The following is a 15,296-nucleotide window of genomic DNA, read 5'->3' as shown; positions in this document are numbered from 1 at the left end:
GTTCAACGCCATGCACGCGGGGAGGCTGGGGAGCCACGCAGATGAGCATGCCGAGTTCACCCCTGTTCGACATCCGCGTCATCGATGTGGGTGACCCGATTCTTCTCTGCGTGCGCGGGGAGCTCGACCTCGACACCGCGCCCGAACTCGAGCGCATGCTGGCGCCGTTGCATCCGCGCCACTGTGAACTCGACTTCACCGACGTCCCGTTCATCGATTCCACGGGTGTCAACCTGCTGGTACGTCATCAACGGGAGGCCGCCGCCGCGGGCGGCAGCCTGCGCCTGATCTCCGTCAGCGGCCCGGTCCGCCGGGTCCTGGACCTCTCCGGCGCCTCGTGCGTGCTGCTCACCACCCCGGAGCCGCCTCCGGAGGAAACCTCCGGGTGACCGCACGGACCATGCAGACCGAGAGACGGCGTCGGGAGGGCGGGAATGCTGCCTGTCGGCCCGTCCGCGGTGCCCGCGGGACGCCGGGATCACCCCGGAGCGGGCTCGGGCTCCAGCGGGACGGTCCATTCCAGTACGGTTCCCGCCGGGTCTCCCGGTGCGATGGTGAAGGTGCCGCCGAGGCCCTCCGCGCGCGTCCCCATGTTGGCGAGGCCGCTGCGGTGCGTCGCCGAGGCGTCGAGGCCGCGGCCGTTGTCCGTGACCCGGAGCCGCAGCCGGTCGTTCGTGGCCTCCGCCGAGATCTCGGCCGTGGTGGCCTCGGCGTGCCGCGCGATGTTGGAGAGCGCTTCGCGGAGCACGGCCAGCAGATGCTCGGCGTGCTGGTCGGGGACGGCCGTGTCGAGCAGCCCGCTCATGCGCAGCGACGGGGTGAAGCCCAGCGTCTCGGCCGCCCGGTTGACCTGACCGACCAGGCGTGCGCGGAGCGAGGCGGCGTCGGACTGGTCCGACTCGCGCAGCGCGTAGATGGTGGAACGGACGACTTTGATCGTGTCGTCGAGGTCCTGGACCACACGGCGTACGCGCTGGGCCGTCTCGGGCTGGTCGGCGAGGCGATTGAGAACGGACTGAAGGCTGAGCCCGCTCGCGAACAGCCGCTGTATCGCCAGGTCGTGGAGATCGCGGGCGATCCGGTCACGGTCGTTGAGGACGAGCAACTGCTCGGCCTCGCGGCGATGTTCGGCGATCTCCAGGGCGAGGGCGGCATGGTCGGCGAAGCCGCTGATCATCGCGATGGTGGTGTCGGGGAACGTCGGGCGCTCCCGCAGATTGGCGACCTGGAGGACGCCGCGGATCCGGTCGCGGGTGCCCAGCGGGACGAGGAAGGCGGAGCCCAGGTCGGGCCCCGCCGTCCGTTCCGACGAGGCCCGTGTGTCCTCGCCGAGCGACGAACTGACGATGGTCTCTCCCGAGCTGAAGACCTTGGCGGCCAGACTCGATCCACCGGGCAGCGCGAGGCCGTGCTGGTGTTCGGCGTCGACGCCCGCCGCGGCCTCGACCACCAGATCGCCGCCCTCGCTCACCGGCACGGCGAGGGTGACGAGATCCGCGGCGGCGAGTTCTCTGACGGTGGCGGTGAACGAGTGCAGCACCTCGACGGGGTCAGCTCCCGACAGCAGCGTGCGGGTGAGCTCACTGCTCGCCGTCAGCCAGCGTTCGCGCCGCCTGGCGTCGTCGTACAGGCGCGCGTTGTCGATCGCGACGCCTGCCGCCGCGCCGAGGGTGCGCAGCACCGCCTCGTCGTCCTCGTCGAACTGCCGGCCGCCGCTCTTCTCGGTCAGGTACAGGTTGCCGTAGACCTGGTCGCGGACCTGTACGGGCGTGCCGAGGAACGTCGTCATGGGAGGGTGCCCCGGCGGGAAGCCGACCGAGTCCGGGTGGTCGTTGAGGACGGGGAGGCGCAGGGGGCGAGGGTCGCGGATGAGCAGTCCGAGGATCCCCTCGCCCCGCGGGTAGTGCCCGATGCGCGCGATGGTCTCGTCGTCGATGCCGACGGTGATGAACTGCTTGATGCCGCCTTCCTCGCCGACGACGCCGAGCGCCCCGTAGCGGCAGTCCACGACATGGATCGCGGACTCGACGATCCGGTGCAGGACGATGTCGAGGTCCAGGTCGCTGCCGATGGCCAGGACCGCGTCGAGGAGGGTGTGCACGCGGGTCTGTGTGGCGCGCACCCGCTGGACCTGGTCCTGCAGCTCCTCCATCAGTGTGTCCAGGCGCAGTTGGGGCGTGGGCGAACCGGATTCGCCCGACGGCATGCCCGGGTTGTGCGATTGATGCCCCATGTGACTCCCTCGGTCGCATCCTCCGGGCCCCATCATGGTGGATCGGCGGCCCCGAAAGTCGAGTACCTGTGCGATCGATGGCTGGTTGGCGATGCCCGCCGGCGCCCGGCACGCGTTCCGGCATGATCCAGGGCCCGCCGGGCCACCGATGGGGCCGAAGGGCCCATGCCGGTACGGCGCATGAACGTCGAAGGTTTGACCCGACGGCCGGTGCGCGGCCCAAGGGGAGGACAGCGGGATGCTTCAGCCGACGGCAAGGCGCGACGGCGCGCCGACCGACAGGACGCCCGTGCCCGGCAGGGCCTGGCTGATGCTCGCTCTGGCGACCCTCGGGTTCGCCCTCGACTTCTGGGCATGGGCGCTGCTCAGCCCGCTGGGCCCACGGTTCAAGGACGGTCTCGGACTCACCTCGTTCCAGCAGTCCCTGCTGGTGGCGGTGCCGGTACTGGTCGGCGCGCTCGGCCGGATCCCGGTGGGTGCGCTGACCGACCGGTTCGGCGGGAGGCTGATGTTCCCGCTCGTGTCGGCGGCCACGGTCGTGCCGGTGATCTATCTGGGACTTGCCGGGCACTCCTCGTTCGCCGCCCTGCTGGTGGGCGGGTTCTTCCTGGGCATCGGCGGCACCGCGTTCGCCGTCGGCGTGCCGTTCGTCAGCGCGTGGTTCCCGCCCGAGCGGCGCGGTCTTGCCATCGGAGTCTTCGGGGCCGGCATGGGCGGCACGGCCATCAGCGCCCTGACCACGGTGAAGCTCGTGGAGGCGAATGGCACGGCGGCGCCGTTCGTGCTCACGGCCGTCGTGCTCGCGGCGTTCGCGGTGCTGGCGGCGGTGGTCCTGCGGGACGCGCCGGCACGGCCGGTGCCGACGGAGTCGCTGCCGCGCCGGCTCGCCGCCACCGCCCGCCTCGGCATCACCTGGCAGGGCTCCGCGCTGTACGCGCTGGTCTTCGGCGGGTACGTGGCGTTCTCCGTCTACCTGCCCACGTATCTGAAGACCGGCTACGGCCTTTCGCCGGCGGACGCGTCGAACCGCATGGCCGGATTCGTGCTGCTCGCGGTGGCCATGCGGCCGGTCGGGGGCTGGCTCTCGGACCGCGGAGGCCCCGTACGGGTGCTGTCCTGGGCGATGGCGGCGGTCGCGGCGGGGGCCGCGGTGCAGGCGTTCACACCGGACCTTGCACCGCTCGGCACCGTCGCCTTCCTCGTGATGGCGGCCGCGCTCGGGGCGGGCAGCGGCGCGGTGTTCGCGCTGGTGGCGCTGGTCGCCCCGGCGAGCAAGGTCGGCTCGGTCACCGGCGTGGTCGGGGCCGCTGGAGGACTGGGCGGATTCGTCCCGCCGCTGGTGATGGGGTCGGTGTACGGCGCCCTTGGTTCCTACGCCCTGGGGCTCGCCCTGCTGGCCGCCGTCGCGGCGGCCGCGCTGGTGTTCACCGTGACCGTCGTCCGCCGCTCCCTGGCCGCGCGGGACGGAGAGCCGCCGCCCGGGGCGCGGCACGGCGAGCGACGAGCGAGCCGACGGCCCTGACGCGAACGGCGCGTCGGCGACAGCAGATCCCGAGACGACGGGCCCGAGCGCCCGGGGCGGAGTGACAGGTGAGCAGGCGATCCAAGCGATCAGGAGAGACCGGAAGGGCGGCCGTGGAGACGGACGGCGAACTGGCCCGGGCCCTCGTGCGCTCGCGGCGGTTCTTCACACGGGCGGACGTGTCGGACGACCTCCGCTCGCTGCACCGGGCCGGCGGCCGGGAGGCGGACAGCTTCTACCGGGACCGCTGGTCGCACGACAAGGTGGTCCGCTCGACCCATGGCGTCAACTGCACCGGCTCGTGCTCGTGGAAGGTGTACGTCAAGGACGGGATCATCACCTGGGAGGCGCAGGAGACCGACTACCCCTCGGTCGGCCCCGACCGCCCCGAGTACGAGCCGCGGGGCTGTCCGCGCGGTGCGGCGTTCTCCTGGTACACGTACTCGCCGACCAGGGTCCGCTACCCGTATGTGCGCGGTGTCCTCCTGGAGATGTACCGGGAGGCGAAGGCCAGACTGAAGGATCCCGTGCTCGCCTGGGCCGACATCCAGAACGACCCCGAGCGGCGCCGCCGCTATCAGCGGGCGCGCGGCAAGGGCGGCCTGGTGCGCGCGAGCTGGGCGGAGGCCGTCGAGCTGGTCGCCGCGGCCCATGTGCACACGATCAAGAAGTACGGTCCCGACCGGCTCGCCGGGTTCTCGCCGATCCCGGCGATGTCGATGGTCTCGCACGCCGCGGGCGCACGCTTCTACTCCCTGCTCGGCGGGGCGATGCTGTCGTTCTACGACTGGTACGCGGACCTGCCCGTCGCGTCCCCGCAGATGTTCGGCGACCAGACCGACGTGCCGGAGTCGGGCGACTGGTGGGACGCCGGATACCTGATCATGTGGGGTTCCAACGTGCCGGTGACCAGGACGCCCGACGCGCACTGGATGGCCGAGGCCCGCTACCGTGGCCAGAAGGTCGTGGCGGTCGCCCCCGACTACGCGGACAACGTGAAGTTCGCCGACGAATGGCTCGCGGCGCGGCCCGGCACCGACGGGGCCCTCGCGACGGCCATGGGCCACGTGATCCTCAAGGAGTTCTTCGTCGACCGCGCCACCCCGTACTTCACGGAATACGTGAAGCGGTACACGGACCTGCCGTTCCTGGTGACCCTCGACGAGACCGCCGACGGCGGGTACACGCCCGGCAAGTTCCTGACCGCCGCCGACCTCGACGACGGACAACGGGACGCCGAGCACGCCGAGTTCAGGCCCGCTCTCCTGGACGCGGCCACCGGACGGGCCGTGATCCCGAACGGCACGCTCGGCGACCGCTTCGGCGAGGACGGCGCCGGAAAGTGGAACCTCGACCTCGGCGACATCGACCCGCGGCTGTCCGCGTGGACCGACGCCGAAGAGGCGGAGTCCGCCGTCGTCGAGCTGCCGCGCTTCGACACCGAGGACGGCGGCGCCGGCCGACTGCGGCGCGGCGTGCCGGTGCGACGGATCGCCGGGCGCACGGTGACGACGGTGTACGACCTGCTCCTGGCGCGGTACGGCGTCGCGCGCCCCGGACTGCCCGGCCAGTGGCCCGCGTCGTACGACGACGCGGAACAGCCCGGCACCCCCGCCTGGCAGGAGGCGATCACCGGTGTGGACGCGGACAAGGCCGCCCGCATCGCCCGCGAGTTCGCCGCCAACGCCGAGGAGTCCCGCGGCCGTTCGATGATCCTCATGGGGGCGGGCACCAACCACTGGTTCCACTCCGACACCATCTACCGCACGTTCCTGACCCTGACGACGCTCACCGGCTGCCAGGGCGTCAACGGCGGAGGCTGGGCCCACTACGTCGGCCAGGAGAAGGTCCGCCCACTCACCGGCTACTCGGCGATCGCGACCGCCGCCGACTGGAACCGGCCCGCACGGCAGATGATCCAGACCGCCTACTGGTACCTGCACAGCGACCAGTTCCGCTACGACCCCTTCACGGTCGACACCCTCTCGGCGGCCGGGGACGGCGCCGGCCCGTTCGCCGGGAGGACCACGGCCGACGTGCTCGCCGCGTCCGCCCGGATGGGCTGGATGCCCTCGTACCCCACGTTCGACCGCAACCCCCTGACCCTCGCGGACGAGGCCAGGAGTGCGGGCCGCCCCGTCGCCGAGCATGTGGTCGACGAACTGCGCGCGGGACGGCTGCGGTTCGCCGGCGAGGACCCGGACGCGCCCGAGAACTTCCCGCGCGTCCTGACGATTTGGCGCGCCAACCTGCTGGGCTCGTCGGCCAAGGGGAACGAGTACTTCCTCAAGCACCTGCTGGGCACCGACTCCTCGGTGCGTGCCGCCGAGGCACCGCCCGGGGCGCGACCACGCGACGTGACATGGCGGGACGAGGCTCCGGTCGGCAAGCTCGACCTGCTGCTGACCCTGGACTTCCGGATGACCAGCACCACCCTCTTCTCCGACGTGGTGCTGCCGGCCGCCACCTGGTACGAGAAGCACGACCTGTCGTCCACGGACATGCACCCCTTCGTGCACGCCTTCAACCCGGCGATCGCCCCGCCCTGGCAGACCCGCACCGACTGGGACGCCTTCCACGTCCTGGCCCGCGAGTTCAGCCGGCAGGCCACCCGGCACCTCGGGGCGCGCACGGACGTGGTCGCCGCGCCGCTGCTGCACGACACCCCCGACGAACTGGCCACGCCGCACGGCCGGGTGCGCGACTGGAAGGCGGGGGAGTGCGCACCGGTGCCCGGCCTGACCATGCCGAAGCTGGTCACCGTCGAGCGCGACTACCCCGCCGTCGCCGACAAGATGGCGGCCCTCGGCCCGCTCCTCGACACCCTGGGCGCCACCACCAAGGGCGTGACCTTCCGACTCGGCCCGGAACTGGACCAGTTGCGGCACAAGAACGGCACCGTACGAGGCGGACCCGCCGACGGGCGGCCCCTGCTCTCCCGCGACGTCCACGCCTGCGAGGCCATCCTCGCGCTGTCCGGCACCACCAACGGCCGCCTCGCCACCCAGGGCTTCCACATCCTGGAGGCCCGCACCGGCACCCGGCTGGCGGACCTGTCCGCCGAGCACGAGGGCAAAAGGATCACGTTCGCCGACACCCAGGCCGCGCCGACCCCGGTGCTCACCTCCCCGGAGTGGTCGGGCTCGGAGACGGGCGGGCGCCGCTACTCACCTTTCACCGTCAATGTCGAGCGGCTCAAGCCCTGGCACACCCTCACCGGCCGCCAGCACTTCTACCTCGACCACGACTGGATGGCGGCCCTCGGCGAACAACTGCCGGTGTACCGGCCCCCGTTGAACATGCGCGCACTCTTCGGGGAACCGGAGGTCGGCCAACGCGGCGAACGCGGCGTGACCGTGCGCTACCTGACCCCGCACAGCAAGTGGTCCATCCACTCCGAGTACCAGGACAACCTGCTCATGCTCTCCCTCTCCCGGGGCGGGCCCGCCATCTGGATGAGCCCCCAGGACGCGGCCAAGGTCGGCGTCCACGACAACGACTGGGTCGAAGCCGTCAACCGCAACGGTGTCGTCGCGGCCCGCGCGATCGTCTCGCACCGCATGCCCGAGGGCACCGTCTACATGCACCACGCCCAGGACCGGCTGATCGACGTGCCGCGCACCGAGACCGACGGCCGGCGCGGCGGCATCCACAACTCGCTGACCCGGCTGCTCATCAAGCCCAGCCACCTCATCGGCGGCTACGCGCAGTTGACGTACGCCTTCAACTACCTCGGCCCGACCGGGAACCAGCGCGACGAGATCACGGTCATCCGGCGCCGCACGAACCAGGAGGTGACGTACTGATGCGCGTCATGGGACAGCTGGCGATGGTCATGAACCTCGACAAGTGCATCGGCTGCCACACCTGCTCGGTCACCTGCAAGCAGGCGTGGACGAACCGCACCGGCGTCGAGTACGTCTGGTTCAACAACGTCGAGACCCGACCGGGGCAGGGCTATCCGCGCCGCTACGAGGACCAGGAGAAGTGGCGCGGCGGCTGGGAGCTGAACAAGAAGGGGCGGCTCGGCCTGAAGGCGGGCGGCCGGTTCAAGAAGCTGATCACGATCTTCTCCAACCCGAGGCTCCCCGCCCTCGACGACTACTACGAGCCCTGGACGTACGACTACGAGACGCTGACCAACGCCCCGCTGCAGGAGGACACCCCAGTCGCCCGCCCCCGATCCCTCATCACCGGCAAGGACACCAAGATCACCTGGTCGGCGAACTGGGACGACAACCTCGGCGGCTCCTCCGACCACGGAGACCGGGACGTCCTGCTGCGCGGCATCGAAGAGAAGATCAAATTCGAGTTCGAGCAGACCTTCATGTTCTACCTGCCGCGGATCTGCGAGCACTGCCTCAACCCGTCGTGCGTGGCCTCCTGCCCCTCGGGCGCCGTCTACAAGCGCGCGGAGGACGGCATCGTCCTCGTCGACCAGGACCGCTGCCGCGGCTGGCGGATGTGCGTGACCGGCTGCCCGTACAAGAAGGTGTACTTCAACCACCGCACCGGCAAGGCCGAGAAGTGCACCTTCTGCTTCCCGCGCGTCGAGGTCGGCCTGCCCACCGTGTGCGCCGAGACCTGTGTGGGGCGGCTGCGGTACATCGGTCTCGTCCTCTACGACGCCGACCGCGTCCTCGAAGCGGCCTCCACCCTCGACGACAAGGACCTGTACGAGGCCCAGCGCGAGGTCCTCCTCGACCCGCACGACCCCGAGGTCGTCGCCGCTGCCGAGCGCGACGGCATTCCGCGCGACTGGATCGAGGCCGCCCAGCGCTCGCCCGTCCACGCCCTGATCAACACGTACAAGGTGGCACTGCCGCTGCACCCGGAGTACCGCACCCTGCCCATGGTCTGGTACATCCCGCCGCTGTCCCCCGTCGTCGACGCCGTCCGCGACACCGGCCACGACGCCGAGAGCCACCACAACCTCTTCGCCGCCGTCGACGCCCTGCGCATACCGGTGGACTACCTCGCCCGGCTCTTCACCGCCGGCGACCCCGCCCCGGTCGACGCCGTCCTGCGGCGCCTTGCCGCCATGCGCTCCTACATGCGCGACATCAACCTCGGACGTGAACCCGACGACGCCATCCCCGAGAAGGTCGGCATGAGCGGCGAGCAGATGTACGACATGTACCGGCTGCTCGCCCTGGCGAAGTACGACGAGCGCTACGTGATCCCCTCCACGCACGCCGAAGAGGCCCACCGGCTCGAGGAGTTGGGGGCCGAGTGCGAGCTCGACCGCGACGGCGGGCCCGGCATGGGGGGCTCCGGCCCCTTCGGAGAGGCGTCAGGCACCGCCGTCCCGATCGCCGTCGAGACCCACCGCGCCCTGCGCGACCGTCAGACCTCCGACACCGCCGCCGCCCCCGCGGACAAGGGCTCCCGCGTCAACCTCCTGAACTGGGACGGCAAGGGGCACCCACCCGGCCTGTTCCCGCCCGCCGAACGCCCCGACCAGGAGAGCGCCTCATGACACAGCACACGTCCGACGGGCACCACACCCTGGCCTGGCAGGCCCAGTCCCTGCTCCTCGCCTACCCCGACGAGAACCTCGCGGAGCGCCTCGACCTGGCCCGCCGGGTCGCCGCGACCCGGCCGCGGCAGGTGGGGGAGCCCCTCCTGACATTCGTCGAGCACGCCGAGCGCACCGACCTCCACGCACTGGCCACCGCGTACGTGGCCACGTTCGACCACCGCAAGCGCTGCTGCCCGTACCTCACCTACTACGCGCACGGCGACACCCGCAATCGTGGCGTGGCGCTGCTTCGCCTCAAACAGGCGTACACGGCAGCCGGTTGGAGGCTCGGCGACGACGAACTCCCCGACCACATCGCCGTCCTCCTCGAATTCGCCGCGACGACCCCGCGGGCCGGGGGCGAACTCCTCGGCGAACACCGGGCGGGCCTCGAACTGCTGCGGCTCGCCCTGCGCGAGTCCGCCTCGCCCTGGGCGGACGTACTGGACTCGGTCTCCGCGACGCTGCCCGCGCTCGAAGGGGACGCCCACGACGCCGTGCGCCGACTCGCCGCGCAGGGGCCACCCGAGGAGCAGGTCGGCCTCGCCCCGTTCATCCCCCTGACCTCGCTCGGAGGCCGACGATGACCAGCGATTCCGGCGGCACCCTGCTGTGGGCCGTCCTGCCGTACGTCGTGTTCGTGGTCTTCGTCCTCGGCCACGTCTGGCGCTACCGCTACGACAAGTTCGGCTGGACCACCCGCTCCTCGCAGCTGTACGAGAGCCGGCTGCTGCGCATTGGAAGCCCTCTGTTCCACTTCGGTGTGCTCGGCGTGCTGCTCGGTCACATCGGCGGCCTGGTGATCCCGAAGAGCTGGACGGAGGCGGTCGGCGTCGGGGAGGACACGTACCACCTCGGCGCCGTCGTCCTCGGCACCGCCGCGGGGGTCGCCACTCTCGGCGGCCTCGCCGTCCTGATCTACCGCCGCCGCACCGTGGGCCCCGTCTTCTCGGCCACCACTCACAACGACAAGGCCATGTACGCCGCGCTCACGCTGACCCTCGGGCTCGGCCTGGCCGCGACCGTCGCCGCCAACGTGGTGGGAGGCGGGTACGACTACCGCTTGACGATCTCCCCCTGGTTCCGCGGCGTCTTCGCCCTGCACCCCGACCCCGCCCTGATGTCCGGCGCACCCGTCCTCTTCCAGCTGCACGTGCTCAGCGCCCTGCTCCTCTTCGCCTTCTGGCCCTTCACCCGCCTCGTGCACATGCTCACCGCACCGCTGGGCTACCTCACCCGCCCGTACATCGTCTACCGCAGCCGCGACGCCCGGCTCGGCTCCCGGGCGGAGCGGCGCGGGTGGGAGCGGACCCGCTGACCGGGCGCGCGGCGTCCCGGCCGACCGCCGCCGTGGACGCCGCTGCGAGCCGGACGGCTCAGCGGGACAATGGAAGCGAGCAGGTGAGGAGGCCCCATGACGATGCCCCCCCTGGATCCCGCGGTCCTCACGGCACTCGTCAGGGACGCGGGCGCGGCACCCTCCATGCACAACGCGCAGCCCTGGCGGTTCCACTACCGGTCGGACACGGGGACGCTGCGATTGCGCGCCGACCTGGACCGGGCCATGCCGACGACCGACCCCGACCACAGGGCCCTCCACATCGGCTGCGGAGCGGCCCTGTTCAACCTGCGGGTGGCGGCGGCCCACGCCGGGCGGCGGTCGCGGGTCCGGCTGCTTCCGGACGACTCGGATCCGCTCCTCCTGGCCACGATCGACCTCGGTGACCCGCTGCCGCCCGAGGGAACCGACATGCTCGCGCGGCTGCACCCCGCGATCAGGCAGCGGCACACCAGCCGTCGGCCGTTCACCGACGAGGACATTCCCGCGGCGCTGCGTGACGCCCTCGAGGACGCCGCGCGCGCCGAGGAGGCCCGGCTGCTGTTCCCCGAGCAGTGGCACTCGGACGTGCTGCGGGATCTCGTCCGGGACGCCGAGGGCCGTGACGGTCTCGAACCGGACCGCCTGAGGGACGTGGAGCGATGGACCCGGCTCGGCGACGAGGCGGACACGGCGACGGAGGGAGTGCCCGAGTACGCCTTCGGCCCGCGCCTGCGGGAGGGCGGGGCGCCGGTCCGGGACTTCGCCGGACGCCGCCCCGTGGCGGATCGTGGCGCCGCGGCCTTCGAACGTGATCCGCACCTGGCTCTGCTGGGGACGGCCGAGGACGGGCCCTCGGACTGGCTGCATGCCGGGCAGGCCATGGAACGGGTGCTGCTCGTGGCCACCCTCGACGGACTGGCCACCTCCCTGACCTCCCACCCGCTGGAGTCACCGGATCTGCGCGGCCTCGCCCGTGACCCGCTGTCCTCCATGGGCCACGTCCAGATGGTGCTCCGCCTCGGCTACGGACCGGCAGGCCCGGCGACCCCGCGCCGTGCCGTGCGCGACATCCTGAGCATCGCGTGACGCCCGGCGGCGGGCCCCGCTCAGGCGCGGCCGGCCGCGATCTCCCTGCCCGTGATCAACGCGGCTTCGATCCGTACGAAGACGCCGCCGTCCGGCACCACCCACGAGCGCGGGCCGACCCGTGCCAGCCGTTCGCACGCGACGGGATCGGTCACGACCTCGGCGCGCCCCGTCACGACCACGCTCCAGCCACAGTGCTGCTCCACGTCGAGCTCGTCCGCCTCGAAGGCGATCACGACGCCGTCCACGAGCCGCGCGAGTTCCGACGCGGCCGACGTCCGCACCAGGACGGAGTCGTCCGTGTCGAGGGCGAAGTTGACCGGCAGCACCGCGGGCAGCGCGTGGCGCGTGTAGACGACCCGCCCGACCGGAACCTTCGCCAGCAGACGCAGGCACTCCTCGCGTTCAAGTGCGCGAACACTGTCCCTCTGGAACATGCGTCCATCGTTCCCCTTCTCCCGCCACGGGGTTAGGGCCGCATGGCCCTCAACCAGAACGGATGACCTCCGTGAGCGGCGCGACGGGGGAGAACCGGCCGACCGGTCCGTGCGGACAGGGACCTCCGGCCCACACGGTCGAGGCCCGCGGGCCCCAGCCGTTTCCCTTGCTCAGCGTGGACATTGGTGCCGCAGCGGGGCCACCGCGGCCCCCGCCCAGGAGGGATGAGCGAACATGGCAGTCCACGAGCAACTCCACCGTCACCACGGGTTCCACCTCCCCGCCCTGCGCAAGAACCGGCGCGGACCGGCGACCGGCGGGACGGAGGCTCCGGCGGTCACGACGAGCGGCTCCCGCGCCCTGGCGAGCCTGCGTCTGCTGACCGGGTTCGTCTTCGCATGGGCCTTCCTCGACAAGACCTTCGGCCTCGGATACGCCACAGCGTCGGGCAAGGGGTGGATCGACGGTGGTTCGCCGACGAGCGGATTCCTGGCCCATGTCGCGGTGGGGCCCATGGAGTCCGTGTTCCACGAACTGGCCGGGGCCGCCTGGGCGGACTGGCTGTTCATGCTCGGTCTGGCCGGTGTCGGGCTCGCCCTGCTCGCCGGCATCGGACTGCGCCTCGCCGCAGGCGCCGGCACGCTGATGATGGCGCTGATGTGGGCAGCGGAATGGCCCCCGGCGCGACACCTCTCGGACGGCTCACCGAGCATGTCGACGAATCCGTTCGCCGACTACCACCTCGTCTACGCCGCCGTCCTGATCGCGCTCGCCGCCGCGGGGGCGGGCACCACGTGGGGCCTCGGCCGACTGTGGTCACGCGTTCCGCTGGTCGCCCGCCACAGCTGGCTGCGCTGATCGTCGTTCGGAAGGGGGCGGATCGTCCCTCGTACCGTCTTCGGACTCGGCGGCTCGTGAGTAGGGGCCGACCGGCCCTGGTCTTCGGCCCGGCAATCGCGAAAGATCGGGGCCGGAGGGCTGTGCCGGGCGCCCCTCGGGGCACCCGGGACGAGTAGACGACGCAGGACGGGAGCCGCTTCGATGCCGGACAGTGAGCAGCACGCGTACGAGACCCCGATACGGGTCTTCCTGCTCGACGACCACGAGGTCGTTCGTCGGGGAGTGCACGATCTGTTGGAGGACCAGCCGGACATCACCGTCGTCGGCGAGGCCGCGTCCGTCGGACAGGCGCTGGTCCGCGTCCCCGCGCTGCGACCGCACGTGGCCGTGCTCGACGTGCGGCTGCCGGACGGGGACGGCGTGAGTCTCTGCCGGGAGTTGCGCTCGCGCATGCCCGAGCTCGCCTGTCTCATGCTCACGTCGTTCGACGACGAAGAGGCGCTGCTCGACTCGATCATGGCCGGCGCGTCCGGCTACGTCCTGAAGCAGATCGAGGGGGCGAACCTGGTCTCCGCCGTACGAACGGTCGCCTCCGGCCAGTCGCTCCTGGACCCGAGCGCCACCACCAAGCTGATGGCGCGGCTGCGCGGCGAGCGGTCCGAGGATCCCGAACCCGACGCGCTGGCCGGACTGACCAAGCGGGAACGGGAGATCCTCGACCTCATCGGCGAGGGACTCACCAACCGCCAGATCGGCCAGCGGCTCTACCTCGCGGAGAAGACCGTCAAGAACCACATCTCGCGCCTGCTGAACAAACTCGGCGTCGAACGACGCATCCAGGCAGCGGTCATCGCCACCGAGACCCGCAATACCGCCCGTCGGTCCGGGCCGGGAAGTCACGGAAGCCCGAACGCCTAGCGCTTCCCCGCCAGCGCCTGATCGACCAGGACCTCCGCCGCCGCACGTGCGTACCGCCCGTAGTCCGCGTCGTCCAGGACCATGGCCCGGCTGGCCGCCCCGTCCGCGAGGGTGGCCAGTTGTTCGGCGAGGTCACGGGGCTCGCGGCAGCCCAACTCCCGTACCACCGCGTCGATCAGCTCCACCATGCGCAGCTTCTGCTCCCGTGCGTACGCGTGCACCGCGCTCTCCGGGTCGGGGAACTCCGCGGCGGCATCGATGAACGGACACCCGCGCACCGGTGCCGCGTCCGTGACCGGCTGGTCGAACAGCCCGCGGATGCGCTCACGCGGGGGGATGTCCTCCCGGGTCAGTACGCCCTCCAGCGTGGCACCTGACGCCGCGAGTCCCCGCAAGTGCGCGACGACCAGGTCGTTCTTGGTGCGGAAGTGCGCGTACAACGTCCGCTTCGACACCGGCGCCTCGTCGGCGACCTGCTCCATCCCGGTCGCACCGATGCCCTGAACAGCGAAAAGCCGGGTGGCGGCGGCCAGAATGCGCTCCCGCCCACCCCGCCCCCGCCGCTGGGCTCCCGTGTCCTTCGCGTTCGCGGTCGTGTTCATGGCGTAAGTATACGCCGCCGTTTACTTCGCTCGATGTGTCGGGCTATGGTGCCTACCTAAGTAAACGCGAGCGTGTACTTAGGTCTTACGTGATCGAGGAGTGCCATGAGTGAGAACACCACCATCCCCACCGAACTGAGCGGTAGCGCGGAGAAGCTGATACGCGGCCGCCATGCCACCCGCGCGTTCCGCCCGGACCCCGTGCCCGAGGAGACGTTGCGCGAGATCTTCTCGCTGGCGGGCGCCGCACCCTCCAACTCCAACGCGCAGCCGTGGCGGGTCGAGGTGGTGAGCGGCGCGGCACGCGAACGCCTGGCCGACGCCCTGCGGGCCGCCCACGCGGAACGCCGTACCTCGGTGGACTTCCCGTACTCGGAGGGCATGTACGCGCCGGTGCACCAGACGCGCCGCGCGGCGTTCGGCGCCGAACTGTACGTAGCCCTGGGTATCGGCCCCGACGACCACACGGCGCGCGCGGCCTACGACGCCGAAAGCCTGCGCTTCTACGGCGCCCCGCACGTGGCCTTCCTCTTCGTCGACGGCGAGGGCGACGCCCGGCTCGCGGCGGACGTCGGGGCCTACATGCAGACACTGCTCCTGGCCCTGACCGCGTACGGCGTGGACAGCTGCCCGCAGGGCCTGTTGAGCTTCTATGCGGACACGGTGCGGACCGAACTTGGTGTCTCCGGCGGCAAGTTGCTCGTCGGTATCTCCTTCGGGTACGGCGACGAGACGGCGCCGGTGAACCGGGTGAGGACCGAGCGCGCTGCCCTCGGCTCGACCACGACGTTCCACGGCTAGGGGGCAGGCGACGG

The 15,296-nt window shown here is 71.4% G+C and carries 13 protein-coding genes; 10 read left to right on the top strand and 3 right to left on the bottom strand.

Going from position 1 to position 15,296, the window contains the following annotated elements:
* The first annotated feature begins 47 nt into the window (after positions 1 to 47).
* Positions 48 to 389: an STAS domain-containing protein gene (locus ACTWJ8_RS03365; protein ID WP_356379933.1), complete on the top strand. Its 342-nt coding sequence runs from the start codon at positions 48 to 50 to the stop codon at positions 387 to 389.
* A gap of 89 nt (positions 390 to 478) precedes the next feature.
* On the opposite strand, the gene ACTWJ8_RS03360 is transcribed toward ACTWJ8_RS03365, so the two are convergent.
* Positions 479 to 2,233 carry a GAF domain-containing protein gene (locus ACTWJ8_RS03360; protein ID WP_443262810.1) on the bottom strand — a complete coding sequence of 585 codons (1,755 nt, stop codon included), beginning with the start codon at positions 2,231 to 2,233 and terminating at the stop codon, positions 479 to 481.
* A 238-nt stretch (positions 2,234 to 2,471) separates the two neighbouring features.
* On the opposite strand from ACTWJ8_RS03360, the gene ACTWJ8_RS03355 reads away from it, so the two are divergent.
* The 6 genes from ACTWJ8_RS03355 (at position 2,472) to ACTWJ8_RS03330 (ending at position 11,683) form a co-directional block, all read left to right on the top strand.
* Positions 2,472 to 3,755, top strand: a complete 1,284-nt coding sequence (locus tag ACTWJ8_RS03355; RefSeq protein ID WP_443262809.1) for an MFS transporter — start codon at positions 2,472 to 2,474, stop codon at positions 3,753 to 3,755.
* 68 nt (positions 3,756 to 3,823) lie between these two features.
* Positions 3,824 to 7,561 (top strand): nitrate reductase subunit alpha, encoded by a 3,738-nt coding sequence (locus ACTWJ8_RS03350; protein WP_443262808.1) that lies wholly within the window; start codon positions 3,824 to 3,826, stop codon positions 7,559 to 7,561.
* On the top strand, positions 7,561 to 9,234 hold the full coding sequence (narH, locus tag ACTWJ8_RS03345) for a nitrate reductase subunit beta (protein ID WP_443262807.1): 1,674 nt from the start codon (positions 7,561 to 7,563) through the stop codon (positions 9,232 to 9,234). Before ACTWJ8_RS03350 ends, narH begins: the two co-directional genes overlap by 1 nt.
* Positions 9,231 to 9,863, top strand: coding sequence for a nitrate reductase molybdenum cofactor assembly chaperone (gene narJ, locus ACTWJ8_RS03340; protein WP_356379924.1), 633 nt, complete (start codon positions 9,231 to 9,233; stop codon positions 9,861 to 9,863). The genes narH and narJ overlap by 4 nt, the downstream gene beginning before the upstream one ends.
* Complete coding sequence (gene narI, locus ACTWJ8_RS03335; RefSeq protein WP_443262805.1) at positions 9,860 to 10,594, top strand: respiratory nitrate reductase subunit gamma; 735 nt, start codon at positions 9,860 to 9,862, stop codon at positions 10,592 to 10,594. The genes narJ and narI overlap by 4 nt, the downstream gene beginning before the upstream one ends.
* Before the next feature lie 96 nt (positions 10,595 to 10,690).
* Positions 10,691 to 11,683, top strand: coding sequence for an Acg family FMN-binding oxidoreductase (locus tag ACTWJ8_RS03330; protein ID WP_443262804.1), 993 nt, complete (start codon positions 10,691 to 10,693; stop codon positions 11,681 to 11,683).
* A 20-nt stretch (positions 11,684 to 11,703) separates the two neighbouring features.
* Here the strand turns inward: ACTWJ8_RS03330 and ACTWJ8_RS03325 are convergent, their stop codons facing one another.
* The gene (locus ACTWJ8_RS03325) at positions 11,704 to 12,120 is read right to left on the bottom strand and encodes a pyridoxamine 5'-phosphate oxidase family protein (RefSeq protein ID WP_356379915.1); all 417 of its coding nucleotides are present in this window, start codon (positions 12,118 to 12,120) and stop codon (positions 11,704 to 11,706) included.
* A gap of 235 nt (positions 12,121 to 12,355) precedes the next feature.
* Between ACTWJ8_RS03325 and ACTWJ8_RS03320 the strand changes: the two genes are divergently transcribed.
* Together ACTWJ8_RS03320 and ACTWJ8_RS03315 are read left to right on the top strand one after the other, a co-directional pair.
* Positions 12,356 to 12,979 (top strand): hypothetical protein, encoded by a 624-nt coding sequence (locus tag ACTWJ8_RS03320; RefSeq protein ID WP_356379912.1) that lies wholly within the window; start codon positions 12,356 to 12,358, stop codon positions 12,977 to 12,979.
* A 183-nt stretch (positions 12,980 to 13,162) separates the two neighbouring features.
* Positions 13,163 to 13,879 (top strand): response regulator transcription factor, encoded by a 717-nt coding sequence (locus ACTWJ8_RS03315; protein ID WP_356379909.1) that lies wholly within the window; start codon positions 13,163 to 13,165, stop codon positions 13,877 to 13,879.
* On the opposite strand, the gene ACTWJ8_RS03310 is transcribed toward ACTWJ8_RS03315, so the two are convergent.
* The gene (locus ACTWJ8_RS03310) at positions 13,876 to 14,481 is read right to left on the bottom strand and encodes a TetR/AcrR family transcriptional regulator (protein WP_443262803.1); all 606 of its coding nucleotides are present in this window, start codon (positions 14,479 to 14,481) and stop codon (positions 13,876 to 13,878) included. The two genes, ACTWJ8_RS03315 and ACTWJ8_RS03310, sit on opposite strands and share 4 nt — an antisense overlap.
* A gap of 105 nt (positions 14,482 to 14,586) precedes the next feature.
* On the opposite strand from ACTWJ8_RS03310, the gene ACTWJ8_RS03305 reads away from it, so the two are divergent.
* Entirely contained in the window at positions 14,587 to 15,282 is a 696-nt protein-coding gene (locus ACTWJ8_RS03305; RefSeq protein ID WP_443262802.1) for a nitroreductase, read from the top strand.
* Positions 15,283 to 15,296 lie beyond the last annotated feature (14 nt).

This window comes from Streptomyces sp. SDT5-1 (assembly GCF_052245995.1).
In the GTDB taxonomy this organism is placed as follows: Bacteria; Actinomycetota; Actinomycetes; order Streptomycetales; family Streptomycetaceae; genus Streptomyces.
This window is presented reverse-complemented; position numbering and strand designations above follow the sequence as displayed.